The sequence below is a fragment of the Treponema socranskii subsp. buccale genome, from assembly GCF_024181585.1.
Taxonomy (GTDB): Bacteria; Spirochaetota; Spirochaetia; order Treponematales; family Treponemataceae; genus Treponema_D; species Treponema_D buccale.
In genome coordinates, this window is record NZ_CP054258.1 from 2,588,786 (window position 1) to 2,608,294 (window position 19,509).

Consider the following 19,509-nt stretch of genomic DNA (forward strand, 5'->3'; position numbering starts at 1 on the left):
TGTTCAGTGACCTGCGTCGGCCTTCCTTACAGCAGCACCAGTCCATTTCCGGCTCCGATCCGATCTGCACCCGCCCGGATCAGCGCCTCTGCCTGCTCCGGCGTGCGGATTCCTCCGCTTGCCTTCACCCTAGCCTTCTCTCCTACCGTATGTTTCATAAGCGCTACATCTTCCACATTCGCCCCGCCGGTCGAAAAGCCTGTAGAGGTCTTTACAAAATCAGCACCCGCTTCTACGGAAAGTTCACAGGCTTTTATGATTTCTTCCTTATCAAGAAGACAGGTCTCAAGAATCACCTTGACCGTTTTCCCTGAGGCAGCTTTCACTACAGCCCGTATATCCTCTCTGACAAACTTATAATTTTTATCCTTCATAGCTCCGATGTTGATGACCATATCCACCTCTTCCGCACCGAGTTTTACCGCCTCCGCCGTCTCAAAGGCCTTCGCTGTGCTAAGCATCGCGCCGAGTGGAAAGCCCACCACACAGCAAACCTTTACCGGACTTCCTTTCAGTTCTTTTGCAACAAGCGGTACATGACAAGTATTCACACATACCGATGCAAAGCCATGTTCCTTTGCCTCCCTGCAATATCGCCTGATAGTTTCCGAGCTTGCATCCGCCTTAAGCATCGTGTGATCGATCATCCCTGCAATATTCATTTTCTTTCCTCCTGCTTCGCCTTATTCTGTTCCGTTTTTGCTTACAATGTTTTCAGTTTCTCTTTTTTTCCGCTTTGCCGTGAATACCCTCTATTCATATCTTCCGCATCATTGACGCTGTGCCTTCCCTTGTGGATTTTCAGCGTTAATATGTAACCGGTTACATATTAAAAGAACAAATCTTTACATTGTTCTTCCATGCTGGCACGCAGAGCCTTTATGTAGCCCTTCTCAGTCAAAGCCCCGCGTATTTTTCGGATCCGCGCAAAACTACGCTGTGCGGTACAAAAACCTGCTTTTTCTCTCCGACAGCATCTCTGTACTTCAGTTTTTTCAGGAGAAGCCTCATGGCCTCTCGTCCCTGTAGCTGAGCGTCTCGCTCTATAGTAGAAAGCGGATATTCAATCAGCTTCAGCGCTTCGATCTGATCGAATCCCACGATAGAAATATCTCTTCCTATTTTGATACGGTGCTCCGTAAAATATTTCAGAGCACCAAGGGTTGTTTTGTTGTTCGAGGTAAAAATCGCTGTCGGCGGCTCTTTGAGCGACATCAGTTCTCCGGTTCTTTCATATGCCCTGTCAATCCGAAAGTCCCCGAAGACAATGTACTCTTCCCGAAGTGAAATCCCATAGCTGCGCAGCGCCTGCTTATAGCCCGTCAATCTATCTCGCCCCGGCAGAGACGTGCTCGGCCCCGCGATTACTGCGATTCGTCGGTGTCCCTCCCGAATCAGCGCCTCAACCCCTTCATAGCTCCCCTTAATATTGTCCGTATACACGCCATCCAGCTCCGCTCCAAAAATATCCCTGTCTGCCAGCACCACAGGAATGTTCTTCGCCCGCAGTTCCATCAGCCTCCGGCTAGTATCGCCGTCCTGCTCCGATACCGGTGTAATGATGACCCCTGCCATATACTGGCTCTCTACCCCGGCCAGTGCATTATGTTCTTTTTCCCCGGATTCATTGGTATCATACAGCACCATATTGTAGCTTTCGGTTTCCGCCAATGCCCCGATTCCGCTGATTAGACTCGAAAAAAATTCGTTGGCAATGTCCGGAACAATGATTGCGATGCTAGAAGTTCCTCTTACACTCAAGCTTCTTGCGATCGCATTCGGAACATAGCCGGTCTCATCGATCGTCTCCAGAATTTTTTTTCTGGTGTCCTCCTTTACATAGCCGGACCGATTTAAAACTCTGGAAACTGTCGTAGAAGAAACGCCGGTTTTTTTTGCAATATCTCTGATGTTCATTTTTTTTCCTTTTTTTATGTAACCGGTTACACATATAAGATTACACTATTATTCCTGTTTTGTAAACACCTGTATATTAACTCAAGGCAGGACGGAAAGAATATCACCAAAGCCCTTTATGCAGCCCTTGAATCAATTGGGAAGACAAGAAAGAGGTATTAAAACTGTGGCCGGCTGACACTGAAGGTGCCAAATTCCGGATAAGCTTCCTTACTGACAGCGGGACTGACGACATTCTTATTGCCAGCATAAGACGCGTAGCGGATTATGCACGGCATTGTTCACATACTCGAGTTCTTTTTAGATTGATTTTTGTTAAAAAAAAGCCCGGCAGCTACCTACTTTCCCGCTTGGAAGCAGTATCATCGGCGCAAGGGAGCTTGACTTCCGTGTTCGGAATGGGAACGGGTATTTCCTCCCCGCCATGGCCACCGGGCAATAATTGCCGTAAAAAAAGAAAAGGAAGAAGGGGCAGGGGTAAAACAAAGCACCTGCCGTCGTTTCACACGAGCTTTTATGTGCTGTATGTATAGTGTTTCGCGCTATAGCACGGGAACGATAATATGGTCAAGCCTCACGACCTATTAGTACTGCTCGGCTGTGCACGTCGCCGTGCCTGCACCTGCAGCCTATCAACCGGATAGTGTCTCCGGGGTCTTTAGGAGGGTTATACCCTCAGGGATGTCTCATCTTGAGGCGGGCTTCCCGCTTAGATGCTTTCAGCGGTTATCCCTTCCGAACGTAGCCACCCGGCACTTACCCTTGGCAGGATAACCGGTATACCAGAGGTTCGTCCGCTTCGGTCCTCTCGTACTAAAAGCAGCTCCTCTCAAACTTCCAACGCCCGTAACAGATAGGGACCGAACTGTCTCGCGACGTTCTGAACCCAGCTCACGTACCGCTTTAATTGGCGAACAGCCAAACCCTTGGGACCTGCTCCAGCCCCAGGATGCGATGAGCCGACATCGAGGTGCCAAACTTTCCCGTCGATGTGAACTCTTGGGGAAAATCAGCCTGTTATCCCCGGAGTACCTTTTGTCCGTTAAGTGACGGCGCTTCCACTTGCCGCCGCCAGATCACTAAGACCTGCTTTCGCACCTGCTCGTGATGTCTCACTCGCAGTCAAGCCTCCTTGTGCCTTTACACTCGTACGATGATTTCCAACCACCGCGAGGAGACCTTCGCGCGCCTCCGTTACCCTTTAGGAGGCGACCGCCCCAGTCAAACCGCCCGCCAATCACTGTCCCCCTTCCGGCTTCACGGACCGGAGTTAGAAATCCCATCCGCCAGGGCCGGTATTTCACCAACGGCTCCACGCACGCTGACGCGCACGCTTCACAGCCTCCCGGCTATCCTACACATGGCGGATAGAATCCCAGTGATAAGCTGCGGTGAAGGTTCACGGGGTCTTTCCGTCTAATTACGGGTATCCGGCTTCTTTACCGGAATATAAGTTTCACCGAGTCCCGCGTTGAGACAGCGCCCAGAATCGTTACACCATTCGTGCGGGTCGGAACTTACCCGACAAGGAATTTCGCTACCTTAGGACCGTTATAGTTACGGCCGCCGTTTGCCGGGGCTTCGGTTCGGAGCTTCGCATTGCTGCTAACCCCTCCCCTTAACCTTCCGGTACCGGGCAGGTGTCACCACCTATACGTCCCGTTGCCGGTTCGCAGATGGCTGTGTTTTTGGTAAACAGTCGCCTGGGCCTGCTTTCTGCCGCTCACATCCTTATCAGCGTGAGCCACACTTCTTCCGAAGTTACGTGTGCTTTTTGCCGAGTTCCTTAACGCGGGGTCGCTCGTGCGCCTTAGATTACTCATCCTGCCTGCGTGTGTCCGTTTCCGGTACGGTCCGACTCAGCCTAGCTTTAGACAGTATTTCCCGGCACCTTGATTACATCCGCTTCGCTTCGCCTGCGCTCCGCTCCCCGTAACGGCTCAGCTCAAGGGCTCTTTTAACCGCCCTCTCAACACCTTACCGCTTGGACAGAAACTACCGTTCTTCTGCCGGATTTCACCTCATGCGTCCTGCCTTCAAAACTGAGCCGGGTATCGGATTTTGAACCGATTTCCCATCGACTACGACTTTCGTCCTCGCCTTAGGGGCCGACTTACCCCGGGCAGATTGCCTTTACCCGGGAATCCTCAGGCTTTCGGCGGACGGGAATCTCACCCGTCTTTTCGTTACTTGTGCCTGCATTCTCTCTTCCGCTTCCTCCAGCGCCCCTCACAGGTACGCCTTCTTCGGTTAGCGCAATGCTCCCCTACCGCCCGCATCTCTTACAATGCGGGCCCGCGGCTTCGGTATAACGCTTAGCCCCGTTACATTGTCTGCGCACGCCTGCTCGACCAGTGAGCTGTTACGCACTCTTTTAAGGAATGGCTGCTTCTGAGCCAACCTCCTGGCTGTCTGTGCAGACGCACCTCATTTCACACTGAGCGTTATTTTGGGACCTTTGCCGTCGGTCCGGGCTGTTTCCCTCTCGACTATGAACCTTGGAGCACACAGTCTCACTCCCATGCGTTGGCGGATGGCATTCTGAGTTCGATTGGTGTCGGTAGACTGTGACGCCCCCTATCCCATCCGGTGCTTTACCTCCTTCCGCTTTGCATGAGGCTGTCCCTAAAGGCATTTCGGGGAGAGCCAGCTATTTCCAGGTTTGTTTAGCCTTTCACTCCTAATCACAGGTCATCACTACCTTTTTTAACAGATTACTGTTCGGCCCTCCAACAGGTTTCACCCTGCCTTCAGCCTGCCCATAATTAGATCACCTTGGCTTCGGGTCTGCGTCACGCGACTTTTCGCACTTTTCACACTCGCTTTCGCTCCGGCTCCGGATCTTCCAACCCTTAGCCTCGCCGCGCAGCGCAACTCGCAGGTTTATTCTACAAAAGACACGCCACAACGCTCGCGCGCCGTGACATCTTGTCGGTTTGCGGTTTCAGGTTCTCTTTCACTCCCCTCACCGGGGTTCTTTTCGCCGTTCCCTCACGGTACTCTTCGCTGTCGGTAGCTGTCTCGTATTTAGCCTTGGATCGTGGTCGACCCGGATTCAAACAGGGTTTCTCGTGCCCCGCCCTACTTAGGTACCGCACCATGGAGTCCGATATCTTTCGCATACGCGGCTTTCACGCTGTCTCGCGCGCCTTTCCAGACGCTTCCGCTAAATATCGGTTTTCTCACCAACTCCACGGGTCATCCCCGTGCGGCCCTGCAACACCCTACAAAAGGGTTTAGGCTCCTGCGCGTTCGCTCGCCGCTACTTGCGCAATCTCTTTTGATTTCTCTTCCCGCGTTACTTAGATGGTTCACTTCACGCAGTATCGCTCCGCCGCAGTATCTTCTTCCCGCGCGCGGTGTATGCCTTGCGGCATACGGGTTACCCCATTCGGCTATCTGCGGATCTCAGGATGTGTGCTCCTCCCCGCAGCTTTTCGCAGCTTACCGCGGCCTTCTTCGCCGGACAGCTCCCAGGCATCCGCCGCAAACCTCTTCTTGCTTGACCATATTCTCTTTCCCGCGCCTAAAGCTTCCAACCGCTCCAGCGCTCAAACCTTCTTCCCTTCCCTATATTTTCAAAGAGCATAAGGCTGTCGAAAAAGTAATCGACTTTTGAGACGGCCCTCTCACGTCTGTCCTTTTTGAATCTGGGACAGAATAGAGTTGAACTATTGACCCCCGCCTTATCAGAGCGGTGCTCTAACCAACTGAGCTACTGTCCCGTGTTTGATAATAGCCGCACGTACTTGCTGCTCAAGGGGCACAAGGAAAGAAAGAAAGCGAATACTGTTCAAACCGATACGGCTCGAACAGCCTGACACATGCGGGTTACGCGCGTACACTGCGCGTCCCTCTTCCCTTGGAAAAGGAGGTGATCCAGCCGCACCTTCCGGTACGACTACCTTGTTACGACTTCACCCCCCTCACAAAGCGTACCTTCGACAGCGTCCCCCTTGCGGTTGGACTGCCGGCTTCGGGTACCCCCTGCTCGGATGGTGTGACGGGCGGTGTGTACAAGGCCCGGGAACGTATTCACCGCGCCGTGCTGATGTGCGGTTACTAGCGATTCCAGCTTCATGAAGTCGAGTTTCAGACTTCAATCCGGACTACGACCGCTTTTCTGCGTTCTGCTCCGCCTCTCGGCTTCGCCCCGCTCTGTGGCGGCCATTGTAGCACGTGTGTAGCCCTGGACATAAGGGCCATGATGACTTGACGTCGTCCCCGCCTTCCTCCTGCTTGTCGCAGGCAGTTCCGCCTGAGTCCTCAGCTCTACCTGTTAGTAACCGGCAGTAGGGGTTGCGCTCGTTGCGGGACTTAACCCAACACCTCACGGCACGAGCTGACGACAGCCATGCAGCACCTGTCAAGAGCCGTATTGCTACGCTCACATATCTCTATATGATCCCTCTTGATGTCAAACCCAGGTAAGGTTCCTCGCGTACCATCGAATTAAACCACATGCTCCACCGCTTGTGCGGGCCCCCGTCAATTCCTTTGAGTTTCACCCTTGCGGGCATACTCCCCAGGCGGTACACTTATCGCGTTTGCTTCGGCACGCACGCTCTTGCGCACACGCCCAGTGTACATCGTTGACTGTGCGGACTACCAGGGTATCTAATCCTGTTTGCTCCCCGCACCTTCGCACCTCAGCGTCAGTCGTCCGCCGGTATCCTGCCTTCGCCATCGGTGTTCTTCCGCATATCTACAGATTTCACCCCTTCACGCGGAATTCCGGATACCCTTCGGCAACTCTAGCTCGCCAGTTCTCAATATAGCTCCGGAGTTGAGCCCCGGTATTTCTTACCAAGCTTGGCGACCCGCCTGCATGCCCTTTACGCCCAATAATTCCGAACAACGCTCGCACCTTACGTGTTACCGCGGCTGCTGGCACGTAATTAGCCGGTGCTTATTCCTGCCCTACCGTCACCATCTTGGCATTTCCTCCAAAACTTATTCCTCGGACAGAAAAGAACTTTACAACCTTCCGGCCTTCTTCGTTCACGCGGCGTCGCTCCGTCAGGGTTCCCCCCATTGCGGAATATTCTTACCTGCTGCCTCCCGTAGGAGTCTGGGCCGTATCTCAGTCCCAATGTGTCCGTCCGCCCTCTCAGGCCGGATACCCGTCCTCGCCACGGCGGGCCGTTACCCCGCCGTCCAGCTGATGGGCCGCAGACCGTTCCCGGCGCGGAGCCGAAGCTCCTTTCCCGCTGTCTACCTTCCGTAAACAGTGATCTATCCGGTATCACCCTCTATTTCTACAGGCTGTCCCGGGCATCGGGGTACGTTATCCACGTGTTACTCACCAGTCCGCCGCTCTCGGCATTGCTGCCTGCCGCTCGACTTGCATGGTTAAGACGCGCCGCCAGCGTTCGTTCTGAGCCAGGATCAAACTCTCCATCATTATTTTTCCCGGATTACTCCGGGGCTAATTCCGTTCGTTTGTCCCCGCTTGCTCTCGCTTAATTCGGGAGACTTTTGTGTCTCCGCATGCGTCTTGCTTTCTTTCCTTCCCTTTGCCTGTCAAACAGCATACCCACAGTTTGAGCGGGTAGCTTGTAATTTACTTCTTTTTCCCCCTGCGTGTCAAGTACCTCGCTACTCTTTTTTCATGCTCTTTTCACCACCACCCTGCACTGCCGCGCCCGCCGGCACGCTCATCGTACCCGCCTCGAAAGCAGCGCGCACGAAAAACGGAATACCGCGCACTTGAGTACAGTTTAATAATTATTAATTTTATCCCGGATAAAAAGACTCTTTATTATCAATTAATAACAAATTTATTATTAATAAACACGCTTGAACTTTCTGTCAAAAACACCGCAAGAATTAATTCAAAATCATTTCGGATGCGCTTTAAAATCCTGCACGATACTTACGCGAGAGGTTACATCGTATCCGGACATCTCTTTTTTTGCAAGCGCGACGGCTTGTTCAACGACGGCCGAAGAATCCGCAACGCCCTGCAGCACAATCGTTTTGCCGTCGATCTCGGCATGCAAAAATTCTATATTGACTTTATGCGTAAATACGAGCGTATTGACAAGTCGTTGTGCCGAAAGAAGCGTTTTTATTTTTTCCGCTCCCTGCGCGTCGCGTTCGGATGAAATATGCGATTTAACAAAATCGGCGATAAGCGCTCCGCTTTCATCCGCACCGATAAGTCCCGTATTCAGCACAAAATGGAAATGCGTCGGATCGGCTATATCGACATCGAAAAAACTCTTATGAAAACCGCTTCTGTTTTTATCGCTTTCATCAATTTTTTGTTGCGCCTGTTTCGACGTACACGCGAATTCGTTTTCGAGCCGCTGCAGCCTGAGGGAATCTTTCGCGACAAGACGAAATGAAACGACATTCGGAACGTCTTCCAATATAATATATGCGCCTCGCCCGATAAGCACGCAGTTGTTTTGGCTTGCGACCTCGAGCACCGCCGTCTGCAGATAGTGCAGGTATTCGTCGCGGTCTTTGACGAGCGCCGCAAAAAAGCCCGGCTTTTTTTCATCGTACTTGCCGAGCTTTTCGGCGGGAAATCCGAGCTCCACGATACGCTTTTCAAGTTCATCCCTGCGGATAAATACGTACCCCAGTTTTTCCGCCGCGATCGCAGCGATTTCATCGCCGAGCGCCGCAAGCTGTCGAGAAATTGCAACAATAGCCATATACTCCTCCCATACACGCTTTTATAATTTTCGTAAATACAGTATAACTCAACATAACCGAAAAATAAAGCAATTTATTTTATCGGGCAAATGCGAAACGGACGGAGTTAAACTTTATGCATCAATGTTACGGGAGCAATCGGATATGAATACTGACGACAGCGCGCTTATTTGGCAGGAAAACGGAAAACGCGTATTATTAAAAACACCGGTATTTACGGTAACCGAAACGGACAGCGTTGCACCCGACGGACAAAAAGGAAATTATATGGTCATCGAACCGGGACACGATTGGGCGATCGTCATACCGGTACACGGCAGTAAATTTCTGATGGTAAAACAATGGCGGCACGCCGAATGCGTGCTGAGTATCGAGTTCCCCGGCGGCGTCATGGACGAAGGAGAGACACCCGAACAGGCTGCCGCACGGGAGCTGCTCGAAGAAACGGGACACACGGCAGGACGGCTCATTTATCTCGGGACGATGAGTCCGAACCCTGCACTCATGTCTAATCACGTGCATTTTTTCGCTGCGGAAGATTTGACGAATATTCACAAACAGCATTTGGATAAAGACGAATACGTGCATTACCTCGAACTCGATCAACAGGAAGTAATCGCCGGCCTCGGCTCAAAAAAAGAATATTCGCACGCACTCATGGCGGCAGCCGTCGCCCTCTATCAGCGCCGAAAAGAAAAAGCGTAAAAGCAAGCGAACTGTTTTTACAATACACAACAAGGAAACTTGTAAGACGGTTTTATTTCCGAATTATTAAGCGCAATAAAAAAACCGGTCGGTGTACAGACACACATCGACCGGATTACATTTAAATATAGCCGTTGAATGCGAAATCAGCGCGCGACGTTGTACGGATCGTAAGCCTTCGCAGGATCGTAGACGCCGGAACGGATTTCACCGCTCAAGCTCGGAATCTGCATCTTCATACCGGGCAAAATCAAATTCGGATCTTCCGGACGCGGGATATTCGTTTTGTTCGCCTGATACAGGTTTTCCCACAGAAGCGGATTGTTGTAGATATACGGACGCCCCGAAATATTCCAAAAGCAATCCTTCGTATCCGCCCACGGACGAACGACATAGAATTCCGGAAGCGGAGTTACTTCTCGCACACCGTCAAGCAGGGCGACCGACTCGCGCGCGTAATTCGCAGCGGCTTTATAGTCTTCGCCTCCGTAGGATTTTTCTGCACTGGAGTACTTGTTTTGCGCGGCAGTAAACGCCATCGGAAAATTTTTATCCGCATCAATGCTCTTTGCCCACGCGATTTTATTTTGCGCAATTTTCATTTCATCGTCGGCCGCCTTTTTTGCGAGCATCATATCGATGTATGCGCGGGAAAGCGCCGCGTTTTCTTCGGCTTTTTTTGAAAGCTCAATCGATTCGTCATAGCGGCCGGCATTGAGCGCGGCTTGCGCTTGACGCGTATATTCGTCGGCAAGCTTTTGATACGTATTGTTTTTGTAGCTTACAGCGAACGCAACCGTTCCGACAAAAGCAATCGAAGCGATAATAATTAATAATTTTTTCATTTTGCAGCCTCCGTATCGCTGATCGTTTCGGGTACCGCTTGCGCGGCCTTTGCAGGATCATCGTAAGTTTCAGCCTTAAGCAGAACCGCATTTTCGTCTTCGATGCCTTTGATATTGCTGCCCGAAAGCGGAGCGTCTTTATCCGCCTGTACCGCGTATTCCGACGTTTCGGCAACTTTCGCTTTTGCTTTTTCAATCGCTTCCTGCGCAGCCGCACGTTTTTCGGAAATATCGGCATACAACTTTTCAAACGTTTTGCGCGCATCACCGTAGTGCTTCAACGCATTTTCGGCATCCTGCTGCGCATAGCTCGTGTCTCCGCTGCGGAAATCCGCAACACCGCCGTCATATGCTTTCTTTTCCGCGACCGCCGCATACACGCTGTCGGCATTGCGTTTCGCGGTGAATGCCGCCGTCCGCTCTTCACGTGCACGCGTTCTAAATGCATTTTGGAGCGCCGTACCGAGCGACGCATAAGCCGTGTGCGCCTGTTCATAGAGCTGCGCGCCCGTCGACGATTTATCCGCCGAAAGTTTTTCCGCCGCACTCAGCGCGTTCGCACCCTTGTTGTAGTTCATCTTATCGTAAGATTGAAAGCCGAGTTCGTCGATGCGGTTTTTAAGCGCAGCCGCTTTCGTGTACTCTTCAAGCGCACGATACCGCGCCGTTACGTCGGCCAGTTCAACCGTTACGTTTTCGCCCGCCTTGCTCCGCTTCATAAGTTCGTTGTAGCGCGCATCCGTATCGTTGAATTGATCGGGTGCCGCTTTATCGGCTCCCGCTTTAACGGCGGCACGACGTGCGGTCTCCGCCGCATCAAGGGCGGCTGAATTGTCCGCCGCGACAGGCACGTCCGTTACCGGCTGTTCCGCAGTCGGCACGCTCGGCGCTTTGTCCTGCTTTGTTGATTTACACGATACGAAACCGAGTACCAACGCAGTACTGAAAAAAATTATATAACACTTTTTCACGTTCTGCCTCCATAATTTTCATTGCTAAATTGCCTTTAGTACGGCAATACACCGAAATCATTGTATCGCATTTTCAGCATTTCCGCAATGCGGATGTCAAGACATTTTCTCGGATATTTCTTCGTTTACTCAAAGAGTTCCGTCGCTTCGAGCAACCGCGCGACTTTTTCCGCGTCTTCATCGAGCCGGCGGTCGTCCACGAGCGGAGCGGAAACGGCGCGGACTTCGGCATGCACTCGTTGCGTAAATTCGCCGAACTCCGAAGCGCCTATCAAATCGACCGCTTGGCACACTGCGAGTATGTGTACGGCGTATTGCAGATAGATGAGATCGATTTGGTCGCGCAGTTTTCGCGCCGAAATCGTACCCATGGAAACTTTATCCTGATTGAGCGCTTCCGTCGGACTTGACTGAATACTCATGGCCGTACAGCAATGCTGCACTTCCGCACGAATCGCCGACATCGTGATCTGCGCCGCCTTAAAGCCGAATCGCAGTCCCGCGCGTTCGTCGGTATCGTCGGTAAACGGGATCAGGTTTTCCGTGAGGCTGTTGAATTTTCCGTCGATTATGATCTCCGCCTGTTTATCCGCCAAATCGCTGATGTTCGCAAGCGCGATGCGCAGGTAATCGCAGGCGGCGCAGATGTGTCCGCCGTAAAAATTGCCGGTGTTGTAAAGCTCTCCCGTATCGACGTTGACGAGGGGATTATCGTTCGCGGAGTTGAGCTCTTCTTCGATCCATTGCCGCGCAATCCGAAGCGTATCGCGCAGAACGCCGTTTATCTGCGGAGAGCAGCGAATGGAATAGCGGTCTTGAATTTTGACAAAGCGCTTTTCAAACTGCGCGTCGCCGATGGATCCGATGCGTTCGAGCAGGTCTTCGTATCGATACACGCGCTTCGAGTTTCTTACGATATCGTAAATATAGCCCGCGCTTTCGATCTGTCCCGTATGATTTTTCATCTCCGAAACTTTTTTTCGGAAGGGCACTTCGTTGCCGCGTACGATTTCCGCAGTTGCAGCGGTGACGAAATCGCAGATATTCGCAAGCCTCCGCGCGCGCTTCCACGAAAGGGAGGCGACGGCCGTCATCACCGACGTACCGTTCATGATCGCAAGTCCTTCTTTCGCCGCAAGCGGAAGAGGGGCGATTCCTTCGGCTTTGAGCGCATCGATAGCCGGAACAATTTTTCCTTTGTAATACGCTTCGCGCTCTCCCATGACGACGGCAGCCACATAGGACAGCGGCGTCAAATCGCCCGATGCGCCGACCGATCCCAGTTCGGGGATCACGGGAACGATATCTTTGTCGAGCAGGGTTTTGAGCATTTCTGCAAGGGAGGGCCTAATCGCCGAATGCCCGCCTTTTACGTCGGAGTTCAATCGGCACAGTACGACGGCGCGTCCTTCTTCGTGCGAAAATTTTTTACCGAGCCCGATGCCGTGAAAGCGCACGATGGACTTTTGCAGCTCTGCCGCGCGTGAAGGATTGATTTGGTTTCCGCACGAATCGCCGAAACCCGTCGTTACGCCGTATGTCGGAAAACCCTTTGCGATATACTCTTCAAGAAATGTGCGCGACCGGCGGAGCGTTTCGAAAAACGCGTCGTCCTCCGGAAACGAAACCGCACTTTTACCGTATGCGACGGCACACACATCGTCGATTGTAAGATGCCCGCCGTCAACCGTTATCGTTTTCATCATTGTATTCCCTTGTTTGAATTACTGTATACCATATCGCGTTAATACACAAGTTGCCGAATGCGGAAATTATTTTTATTCGAAGGTTTAAATTGAACGTCTGAAATTGCGCGTCCCGTTTAATAATGCAGAGGCCGCGCAGCGATTTTACTTTTTATCGGAAGTCAAGTTCACAAGCCAACGTTCTTTTTTGAGCCAAAAATGCGCGATGACGGCTTTGACCGCATCGGAGGTTTTAACGATCGCATACATCGCAACGGGACCGAGTGCGGTAAAGCGTACTAAAAGAAAGATGCCGCCTACAAAAAGAATATTGGCAATAGTATCGCAGATAACACCCATCGTCGTGTCGCCTCCGGTGCGTGAAATCGCATACTGTGCATTTAAATATGCCCAAAGCGGGAGGTATGCAGCTGCGGTGATAATAAGACCGCGTGCAATAGCTTGAGAACCGCCGCTTAAATTTTTAAACACAAAGGGGATTAAACCTACCGTACAAAATCCGGCTGCCATAAATATAAAACCGAAGAGTACGGAACCGGACAGTATCCAATTTTTATATTTTTTTGCTTCTTCAAGTCTGCCCGCCCCCAGTTCCTGTCCCAATATAACCGACGAAGCCGTTACGATTCCTGAAAAACAGATAAAGAAGAGATTTGCAATCGCAAAACCCGCCGACATACCGGAGACGACTTCCGCTCCTCCGCGCGTATTGTACAAAGCGGTTGAAACGGCTTCCGCCAAAGCCCATGTCAGCTCCGAATATAAAATCATAGTCGATTTTTTGATAATCGTTCCGAACAGCCGCACTTTTATTTTGAAGAGTTTGAATATATTGAAAAGGAACGGCGGCTTTTTTACGACAACATACGCAATAAACAATATCAGCTCCGCCGATCGCGCAATGACTGTTGCGATTCCGGCTCCTTCAACTTCAAGACGCGGACAACCGAGGTTTCCGAAAATAAAAACCCAATTAAAGAATGTATTTACAAGCGTTGCAATAACGGAGATAACCAACGGAGGGCGGACGATTTCGATTTCGCGCAAAGAAGAAGCAAGCGATTGTGAAAACACCATCGGTATCCATGAAAGTGCAACCGCGCGCGAGTAGCGTACGGCCTGATCGATAATCGGCTCCGCATCGGTATTCACCGTCAGCATAAGATGGAACAAACCTCGCGGTGCAATCAAACCGATAATCGTAAACGCAAGTCCCGCCGTACCGGTGAGCAAAAGTTTAAAGCGCAGGCTCTGCTGCATGCCTTCACTGTCTTTCGCCCCTCTGAATTGCGACATAAAAATACCGCCTGCAGAGCAAAGGGTATTTACGAAGATGATAAAGACAAAGATAATCATCCCCGCTGTATTTACGCCGGCCATTTTTATATCGCCGAGACCGGCAACCATAAAATTGTCGATCAGCGAAACAAAGCTTTGTACCAAAAGCTGCGCCATAACCGGCAGTGCAATCGAAAGCGCGCGAGTGTAAAAATGCGTCGTGCCGAAGCAGGTATGTTTTGACATATAAATTCCTTTGAGAAAACATTCGGCGTATTATAGTGACTTTGATCGATTACGTTAAGTGTCCGACGAATATCGGATTTTATTAAGAAATAGTATCTGTAAAATACGATCTTTTCGGAAACCGACGCGAAAGCCCCGTATTTGCTCGACAACGAATTGAAAACGCGCGCTTATGCGCCGCCGTCGCTCACATTGTAAAAATTATTAACCTGCGAAAGGGAAGCATCAACAACCCCGACGCAAAGCGTCGGGGTATTAAACCCTCCGCACGAATAAGGGCGCGGGGAAAAGAAACCGTCGGTGTCGTTTCCCCGCAAACCTCTGCATGTTCTTTTATTGTCCATAAAATTCAACAGTCGAACAAAATATCAATTTTGGAGACTGTTGAATTAGTGCGCGCAAGCGCACATGTATATCCGCGAGTTTTCCGAAGGGAAACTCGAAGTTAAATTGAACGGCGCTATTTCAGACGTTCAATTTAAACCTTCGATCTTTTTAAACACGAGCGATGTGTTGACGCCGCCGAACGCGAAATTGTTCGACATAACACAGTCGCACGAGATTTCACGCCCCGCACCTTTGATGTAGTCGAGCGGCGCGCATTCGGGATCGTCGTTTACGAGATTACAGTTCGGATGGAACCAGCCTTCGTTCATCATATTGATCGTAAGCCATGCTTCCACACAGCCGCACGCGCCGAGCGTATGACCGATAAAGCTCTTCGTCGAAGAGATCGGTACCGCCCGATTGAACACCGAATACACCGCCTGCGATTCCGATATGTCACCGTGGCTCGTCGCCGTGCCGTGCGCGTTGATGTACGCGATTTTGCTTTCGTCGACACCGGCGTCTTTGAGCGCCATCGAAAGCGCAAGCGCCTGCGTTGCAGCGTTCGGACTCGTGATGTGCGTGCCGTCCGCATTCGTCGCAAAGCCCGCAACTTCAGCATACATTTTTGCACCGCGCTTTACGGCGTGTTCCATATCTTCCAAAATCAGCGTACCCGCTCCTTCGCCGATGACAAGGCCGTCTCTGTCTTTGTCGAAAGGTTTCGGCGTCGCTTCGGGCGTTTTGTTGAGGATGCTCGTAGCGCCGAGCGTATCGAAAATCGCCGCGTCGGGAGGAGAAAGTTCTTCCGCTCCGCCTGCGATCATGATTTCCGCTCTGCCGTCTTCGATCGCTTCGTACGCATAACCGATCGCCTGACTTCCCGACGTACACGCGGTATCGGTTACGATGATGCGGCCGCGAATTTGATAATAGACGCTCAAATTACACGCGTTCGTCTGCGGCATCGATTTGATATAGGTCTGCGAATCAAGCTTCGACGTGTCGCCCGTCCTCATCATATCGGCGATATCCATGATCGCATCCATACTTCCCATGCACGTGCCGTATGCGATGCCGGTGCGGCCGCTTTTCAATTCGTCGATGACATCTCCGTCGTCTTTTAACAATCCCGCCATCTTGAGCGCGTCTTCGGTCGATACGAGCGAAAGCAGCGCGACGCGTCCCATACCTCGGATCTTTTTCCTCGGGTACGACGGGAGCGCTTCTTCGTACGGGCACGCAAGGCGCGTGTTCATCTTTTCGTAGCGTTCCCAATCGCTCATATATTTGATGCAGTTTTTGCCGGATTGCAGCTTCGCAAAAGCCGTCGGCCAGTCGCGGCCGAGAGCGGTCAGCATACCGCCGCCCGTTACGACGACCCGCCGCTTTCCGTTCGGTTTCGTATACGTCATATTGTCTCCTACGCAATACCGCGCCGCATTTTCGTTCCGGCACGATATTATTAATTATTAATTAATGAAGGCCGCCGTCGACAGCGATCACTTGCCGCGTAATATACGATGCGCCTTCAGACAGCAAAAACACCGCGAGAGACGCGACTTCTTCGGGCTTTCCCGCCCTCGCCATCGGAATGGTCTGCATGATGATCTTTTTCGCTTCTTCGTTGATCGCGGCCGTCATATCCGTTTCGATAACGCCGGGAGCGATCGTGTTTACGGTAATGCGGCGGCTCGCAAGTTCGACCGCGAGCGCTTTTGCCGCTCCGATGATCCCCGCCTTCGACGCGCTGTAATTCGTCTGTCCGCGGTTTCCCATGATACCGCTCACCGACGACACGGCGATGATGCGTCCCTTCTTTTTGCGCGCCATCGGCATGACAAGGGGTTGGATCACGTTGAAAAAGCTGTCGAGGTTCGTGCGGATCACCGCATCCCAATCCTCTCCGGTCAGTCCGACGAAAGTGTTGTCCCGCGTAATACCCGCATTGCTCACGACGCCCCACAGCGCACCGTGTTTTTCAGTAAGCGCGTCGAGCTTCGCTTTGCAGTCCGCCCTGTCGGCGACGTTGAATTGTACGAGCTCACCTTCTCCGCCGGAAGCCGTAATCCGAGCAAGCGTTTCTTCCGCTTTTTCTTTTCCGTGATTGTAGTGGCAAATAACATAGTAGCCGGCTTTTGCCGCTTCCACTGCAATCGCACGGCCGATCCCGCCCGACGCTCCGGTAACGATTATTTTTTTCGCTTCATCCGCCATAAAAACTCCTGATTCGATTTTTACCGCACCGCTTGCGGCAAATCGTTGATTTGTTTTCGGTTATTCGTCTTTAAACAAATTCGTAATATCTTCCGTTTCCATAACGGTGATCGTCGAAGAAACGACAGGCTTGTCGTCTCCTGCCGACGCAAAAAGCTCACAGTTGTAGCTGTACGTCATTTCGGAACGATAGTCTTCTTTTATCTTCATCACGATCGTCGTGCCGCTTTTCAGATACGGTACGGCCGCTTTGAATTTGCTGACGCTCAAAATAAAGCCGGGACGCGGACGGCGGCCGAGCGCTTTATTCGTGATGCCCGTCAGCGCGGAAATACCCTGCGCCATAAATTCGAAACCCGCCCACGTCGGCACGCCGTCGGATGCGCCTTCGTAAAAGATGCACTCCGGCGTAATATCGTATTCGCTCGTAATCGTATGCGCTTCCGTATCGTGCTGCGTTACACGGCTGAGCAAAAACATCTTTCCCTTGTGCGGCAAGAGATCGATCAGCACATCGCGCTCGATGCGCTGCGGTAAATTTTCACGTATCGTTTCGCTTTCCATAGTTCTCCTCGCCCCCCGTACACACTGCACGCAATCGCTCCGTACACGCCGCGCGGCGCGATCGCGGTTCACCGGACACAATCACGTCAAACCCAGCACTAAGCTCGCATTCGCACCGCCGAACGCAAAGGAATTCGACACACAGATTTTTACGCGCCCGGTCTGCTTTGCACCGACGGCACCCGCAATATTCAAAAGCGGCAGCTCTTTATCGCGCACGCCGTCCCACACGTGCTTCGGCAGCACGATATCGCCTTCCGCTTTTCCCGCGTTTTCAACCAATGCAGTATAGCATATTGCAGCTTCCAATGCACCTGCCGCGCCGAGCGTATGCCCCGTAAGCGGTTTTGTAGAACCGACGGAAACGGCGCAGTTTGCAAACACTTCGGCAACGGCTTTCGCTTCCATCGCATCGTTGAATTTCGTGCCCGTTCCGTGCAGATTGATATAGTCGATTTGATCCGGCATGAGTTCCGCACGAACGAGCGCCGCTTTCATTGCACGCGCGGCACCCGCACCCGAAGGATCGGGGGACGTCATGTGGTAGGCGTCCGCGCTTTCTCCCCAACCGAAAAGACGCACGGGCTCTCCGTCTTTCGAAGCATCCCTCGTCATAACGAAAAACGCCGCCCCTTCTCCGAGCGTGATGCCGCATCTGTTTGCGCTGAGCGGGTTCGTTATCTCCGGCGAAACGGCTTCGAGCGAATCGAAACCGAGAAGCACCGTATCAGATGCGACATCGACGCCGCCTGCAATCACCGCGTCCGCAAGTCCGCTTTTTAACAATTCCGCAGCTTTGATGATCGCACCGGCACTCGACGAACACGCAGTGCTGAATGCGAGCGAGGGTCCGCGTATGCCGTACTTTTCCGACACATACGTCGCCGCATAATCGGCGCCCTGCACTTCAAGCGTATACCCTGCGGGAAAAGCTCCGTCCGCGATAAAAGCCGCATGAGCCGGAAGCGAAAGTTCCGTGCCGTTGTCGCACGAACCGACACACACGGCGACGCGCGAGGGACCGTACGCCGAAAGAGCTGCGAATATATCTCGCTCGATCTGTACGAGCGCCGCGTCTTCGAGGCGGATACTTCGCATATCGAAGCGTGCCGCCGTTTTATGCAAAACCTTATCGTCCGCCCGTCCCGCAAAAAATTCTTTGCCGGAAAGAGAACGCACTTTTTTTATGCCCGATCGATCGCCTGCAACGCACGAGCGCCACAATGCATCGGCCGAAGAACCCGCCGCACATACGACGCCGGGCTTTGAAAGATACACCGGATCCGTCACAAGGCCTCCGTGAGGTGATATTCGTAGCCCCGCAGATGGTTGATGATACTCACCGAAGAAGATGTAATCGATATCTCTTCGATGCATTTTTTACCGTTCATGATCCTCCGCAATTCGATATCGCCGTCCTTCGTAACGATAAAATCGAGCCCCGCACGGCGCAGCGATTCGGCGACCGCGTCCGCATCGTAATACGCAAATTGAATATCAGCGACGATATACTGCGCTTTGAGAGAGGCCGGCAGCACCGCCGATGCAAGCGAAAGCTCGCTTCCCGTATACGTGAGCGTACCCATATCCGAACCGAAATCGTTCAGCAGATTAATAAAAATACCGCTCTCGTTCGCCTGTATAAAGGCCTGCATATAAAAGGACGAAGTGCCGAAACTCGCGGTAAACATATACAACCCTTCGATCGGGAAAGCGATATCATCGGGCGGAAGCAGATCGACGACGCGCGCGTTCGTTACGTGCACGGGATAGCGTATGCCGCGCGGCCGTACCGTAGCGCAGGAAACAAAAATCGCAAGCAGCGATACCCCGAGCATACACAGTATCGCATTTTTGAAAACGGGCGCATGCGTTTTTTCAAACGTACGGAAACGGCGGCTGCATATATGCTCGCGCGATGTTTCGAGCAAGCGGAAAGCGTATGCGGGGGCGCACGATCGTTCGGCAGCGTACACATCGAAACGCGATGTTTCGGCCGTGCGCATTTTTTGCGTAATCATGCGCCCATTGTAAATTGTATGGCGCGCTTTGTCAAACTCGGGGGAA

Annotated in this window: 13 protein-coding genes, 1 tRNA gene and 3 rRNA genes; 1 reads left to right on the forward strand and 16 read right to left on the reverse strand. The window is 52.1% G+C overall.

All coding sequences use genetic code 11. From position 1 onward, the window contains the following. Positions 1 to 26: 26 nt before the first annotated feature. The 7 genes from deoC to HRI97_RS11650 form a co-directional block, all read right to left on the reverse strand. Positions 27 to 662: a deoxyribose-phosphate aldolase gene (deoC, locus tag HRI97_RS11620; protein ID WP_253725616.1), complete on the reverse strand. Its 636-nt coding sequence runs from the start codon at positions 660 to 662 to the stop codon at positions 27 to 29. A gap of 235 nt (positions 663 to 897) precedes the next feature. Next, complete coding sequence (locus tag HRI97_RS11625; RefSeq protein ID WP_253725617.1) at positions 898 to 1,917, reverse strand: LacI family DNA-binding transcriptional regulator; 1,020 nt, start codon at positions 1,915 to 1,917, stop codon at positions 898 to 900. Positions 1,918 to 2,242: 325 nt separating this feature from the next. Next, a 5S ribosomal RNA gene (gene rrf, locus HRI97_RS11630) occupies positions 2,243 to 2,353 on the reverse strand. Between the two features lie 127 nt (positions 2,354 to 2,480). Continuing rightward, positions 2,481 to 5,425, reverse strand: a 23S ribosomal RNA gene (locus HRI97_RS11635). A 143-nt stretch (positions 5,426 to 5,568) separates the two neighbouring features. After that, positions 5,569 to 5,642: transfer RNA gene (locus HRI97_RS11640), tRNA-Ile, on the reverse strand. Positions 5,643 to 5,784: 142 nt separating this feature from the next. Continuing rightward, positions 5,785 to 7,321 (reverse strand): 16S ribosomal RNA (locus HRI97_RS11645). The 16S, 23S and 5S rRNA genes sit together here with 1 tRNA gene alongside, the layout of an rRNA operon. Before the next feature lie 436 nt (positions 7,322 to 7,757). Continuing rightward, positions 7,758 to 8,582: a cytidylate kinase-like family protein gene (locus HRI97_RS11650; protein WP_253725619.1), complete on the reverse strand. Its 825-nt coding sequence runs from the start codon at positions 8,580 to 8,582 to the stop codon at positions 7,758 to 7,760. Between the two features lie 145 nt (positions 8,583 to 8,727). Here HRI97_RS11650 and HRI97_RS11655 point away from each other — a divergent pair, with 145 nt between their 5' ends. After that, the gene (locus tag HRI97_RS11655; protein WP_253725621.1) at positions 8,728 to 9,288 is read left to right on the forward strand and encodes an NUDIX hydrolase; all 561 of its coding nucleotides are present in this window, start codon (positions 8,728 to 8,730) and stop codon (positions 9,286 to 9,288) included. A 146-nt stretch (positions 9,289 to 9,434) separates the two neighbouring features. Here the strand turns inward: HRI97_RS11655 and HRI97_RS11660 are convergent, their stop codons facing one another. The 9 genes from HRI97_RS11660 to HRI97_RS11700 form a co-directional block, all read right to left on the reverse strand. Next, positions 9,435 to 10,133, reverse strand: coding sequence for a LysM peptidoglycan-binding domain-containing protein (locus HRI97_RS11660; RefSeq protein ID WP_180487300.1), 699 nt, complete (start codon positions 10,131 to 10,133; stop codon positions 9,435 to 9,437). Beyond that, entirely contained in the window at positions 10,130 to 11,104 is a 975-nt protein-coding gene (locus tag HRI97_RS11665; protein ID WP_180487301.1) for a hypothetical protein, read from the reverse strand. Before HRI97_RS11665 ends, HRI97_RS11660 begins: the two co-directional genes overlap by 4 nt. 125 nt (positions 11,105 to 11,229) lie before the next feature. Beyond that, a complete protein-coding gene (locus HRI97_RS11670) occupies positions 11,230 to 12,810 on the reverse strand; it encodes an HAL/PAL/TAL family ammonia-lyase (RefSeq protein WP_253725623.1) in 1,581 nt (526 codons plus the stop codon). A gap of 144 nt (positions 12,811 to 12,954) precedes the next feature. After that, positions 12,955 to 14,334: an MATE family efflux transporter gene (locus HRI97_RS11675; protein WP_253725625.1), complete on the reverse strand. Its 1,380-nt coding sequence runs from the start codon at positions 14,332 to 14,334 to the stop codon at positions 12,955 to 12,957. Positions 14,335 to 14,807: 473 nt separating this feature from the next. After that, positions 14,808 to 16,076, reverse strand: a complete 1,269-nt coding sequence (locus HRI97_RS11680) for a beta-ketoacyl-ACP synthase (protein ID WP_253725626.1) — start codon at positions 16,074 to 16,076, stop codon at positions 14,808 to 14,810. 61 nt (positions 16,077 to 16,137) lie between these two features. Next, the gene (gene fabG, locus HRI97_RS11685) at positions 16,138 to 16,878 is read right to left on the reverse strand and encodes a 3-oxoacyl-ACP reductase FabG (RefSeq protein WP_253725627.1); all 741 of its coding nucleotides are present in this window, start codon (positions 16,876 to 16,878) and stop codon (positions 16,138 to 16,140) included. Between the two features lie 60 nt (positions 16,879 to 16,938). Further along, positions 16,939 to 17,442: a hotdog family protein gene (locus HRI97_RS11690; RefSeq protein ID WP_253725629.1), complete on the reverse strand. Its 504-nt coding sequence runs from the start codon at positions 17,440 to 17,442 to the stop codon at positions 16,939 to 16,941. Positions 17,443 to 17,523: 81 nt separating this feature from the next. Continuing rightward, complete coding sequence (locus tag HRI97_RS11695) at positions 17,524 to 18,732, reverse strand: beta-ketoacyl synthase N-terminal-like domain-containing protein (RefSeq protein ID WP_253725630.1); 1,209 nt, start codon at positions 18,730 to 18,732, stop codon at positions 17,524 to 17,526. Further along, positions 18,729 to 19,463: a DUF3261 domain-containing protein gene (locus HRI97_RS11700; RefSeq protein ID WP_253725631.1), complete on the reverse strand. Its 735-nt coding sequence runs from the start codon at positions 19,461 to 19,463 to the stop codon at positions 18,729 to 18,731. The genes HRI97_RS11695 and HRI97_RS11700 overlap by 4 nt, the downstream gene beginning before the upstream one ends. Between the last annotated feature and the right edge of the window lie 46 nt (positions 19,464 to 19,509).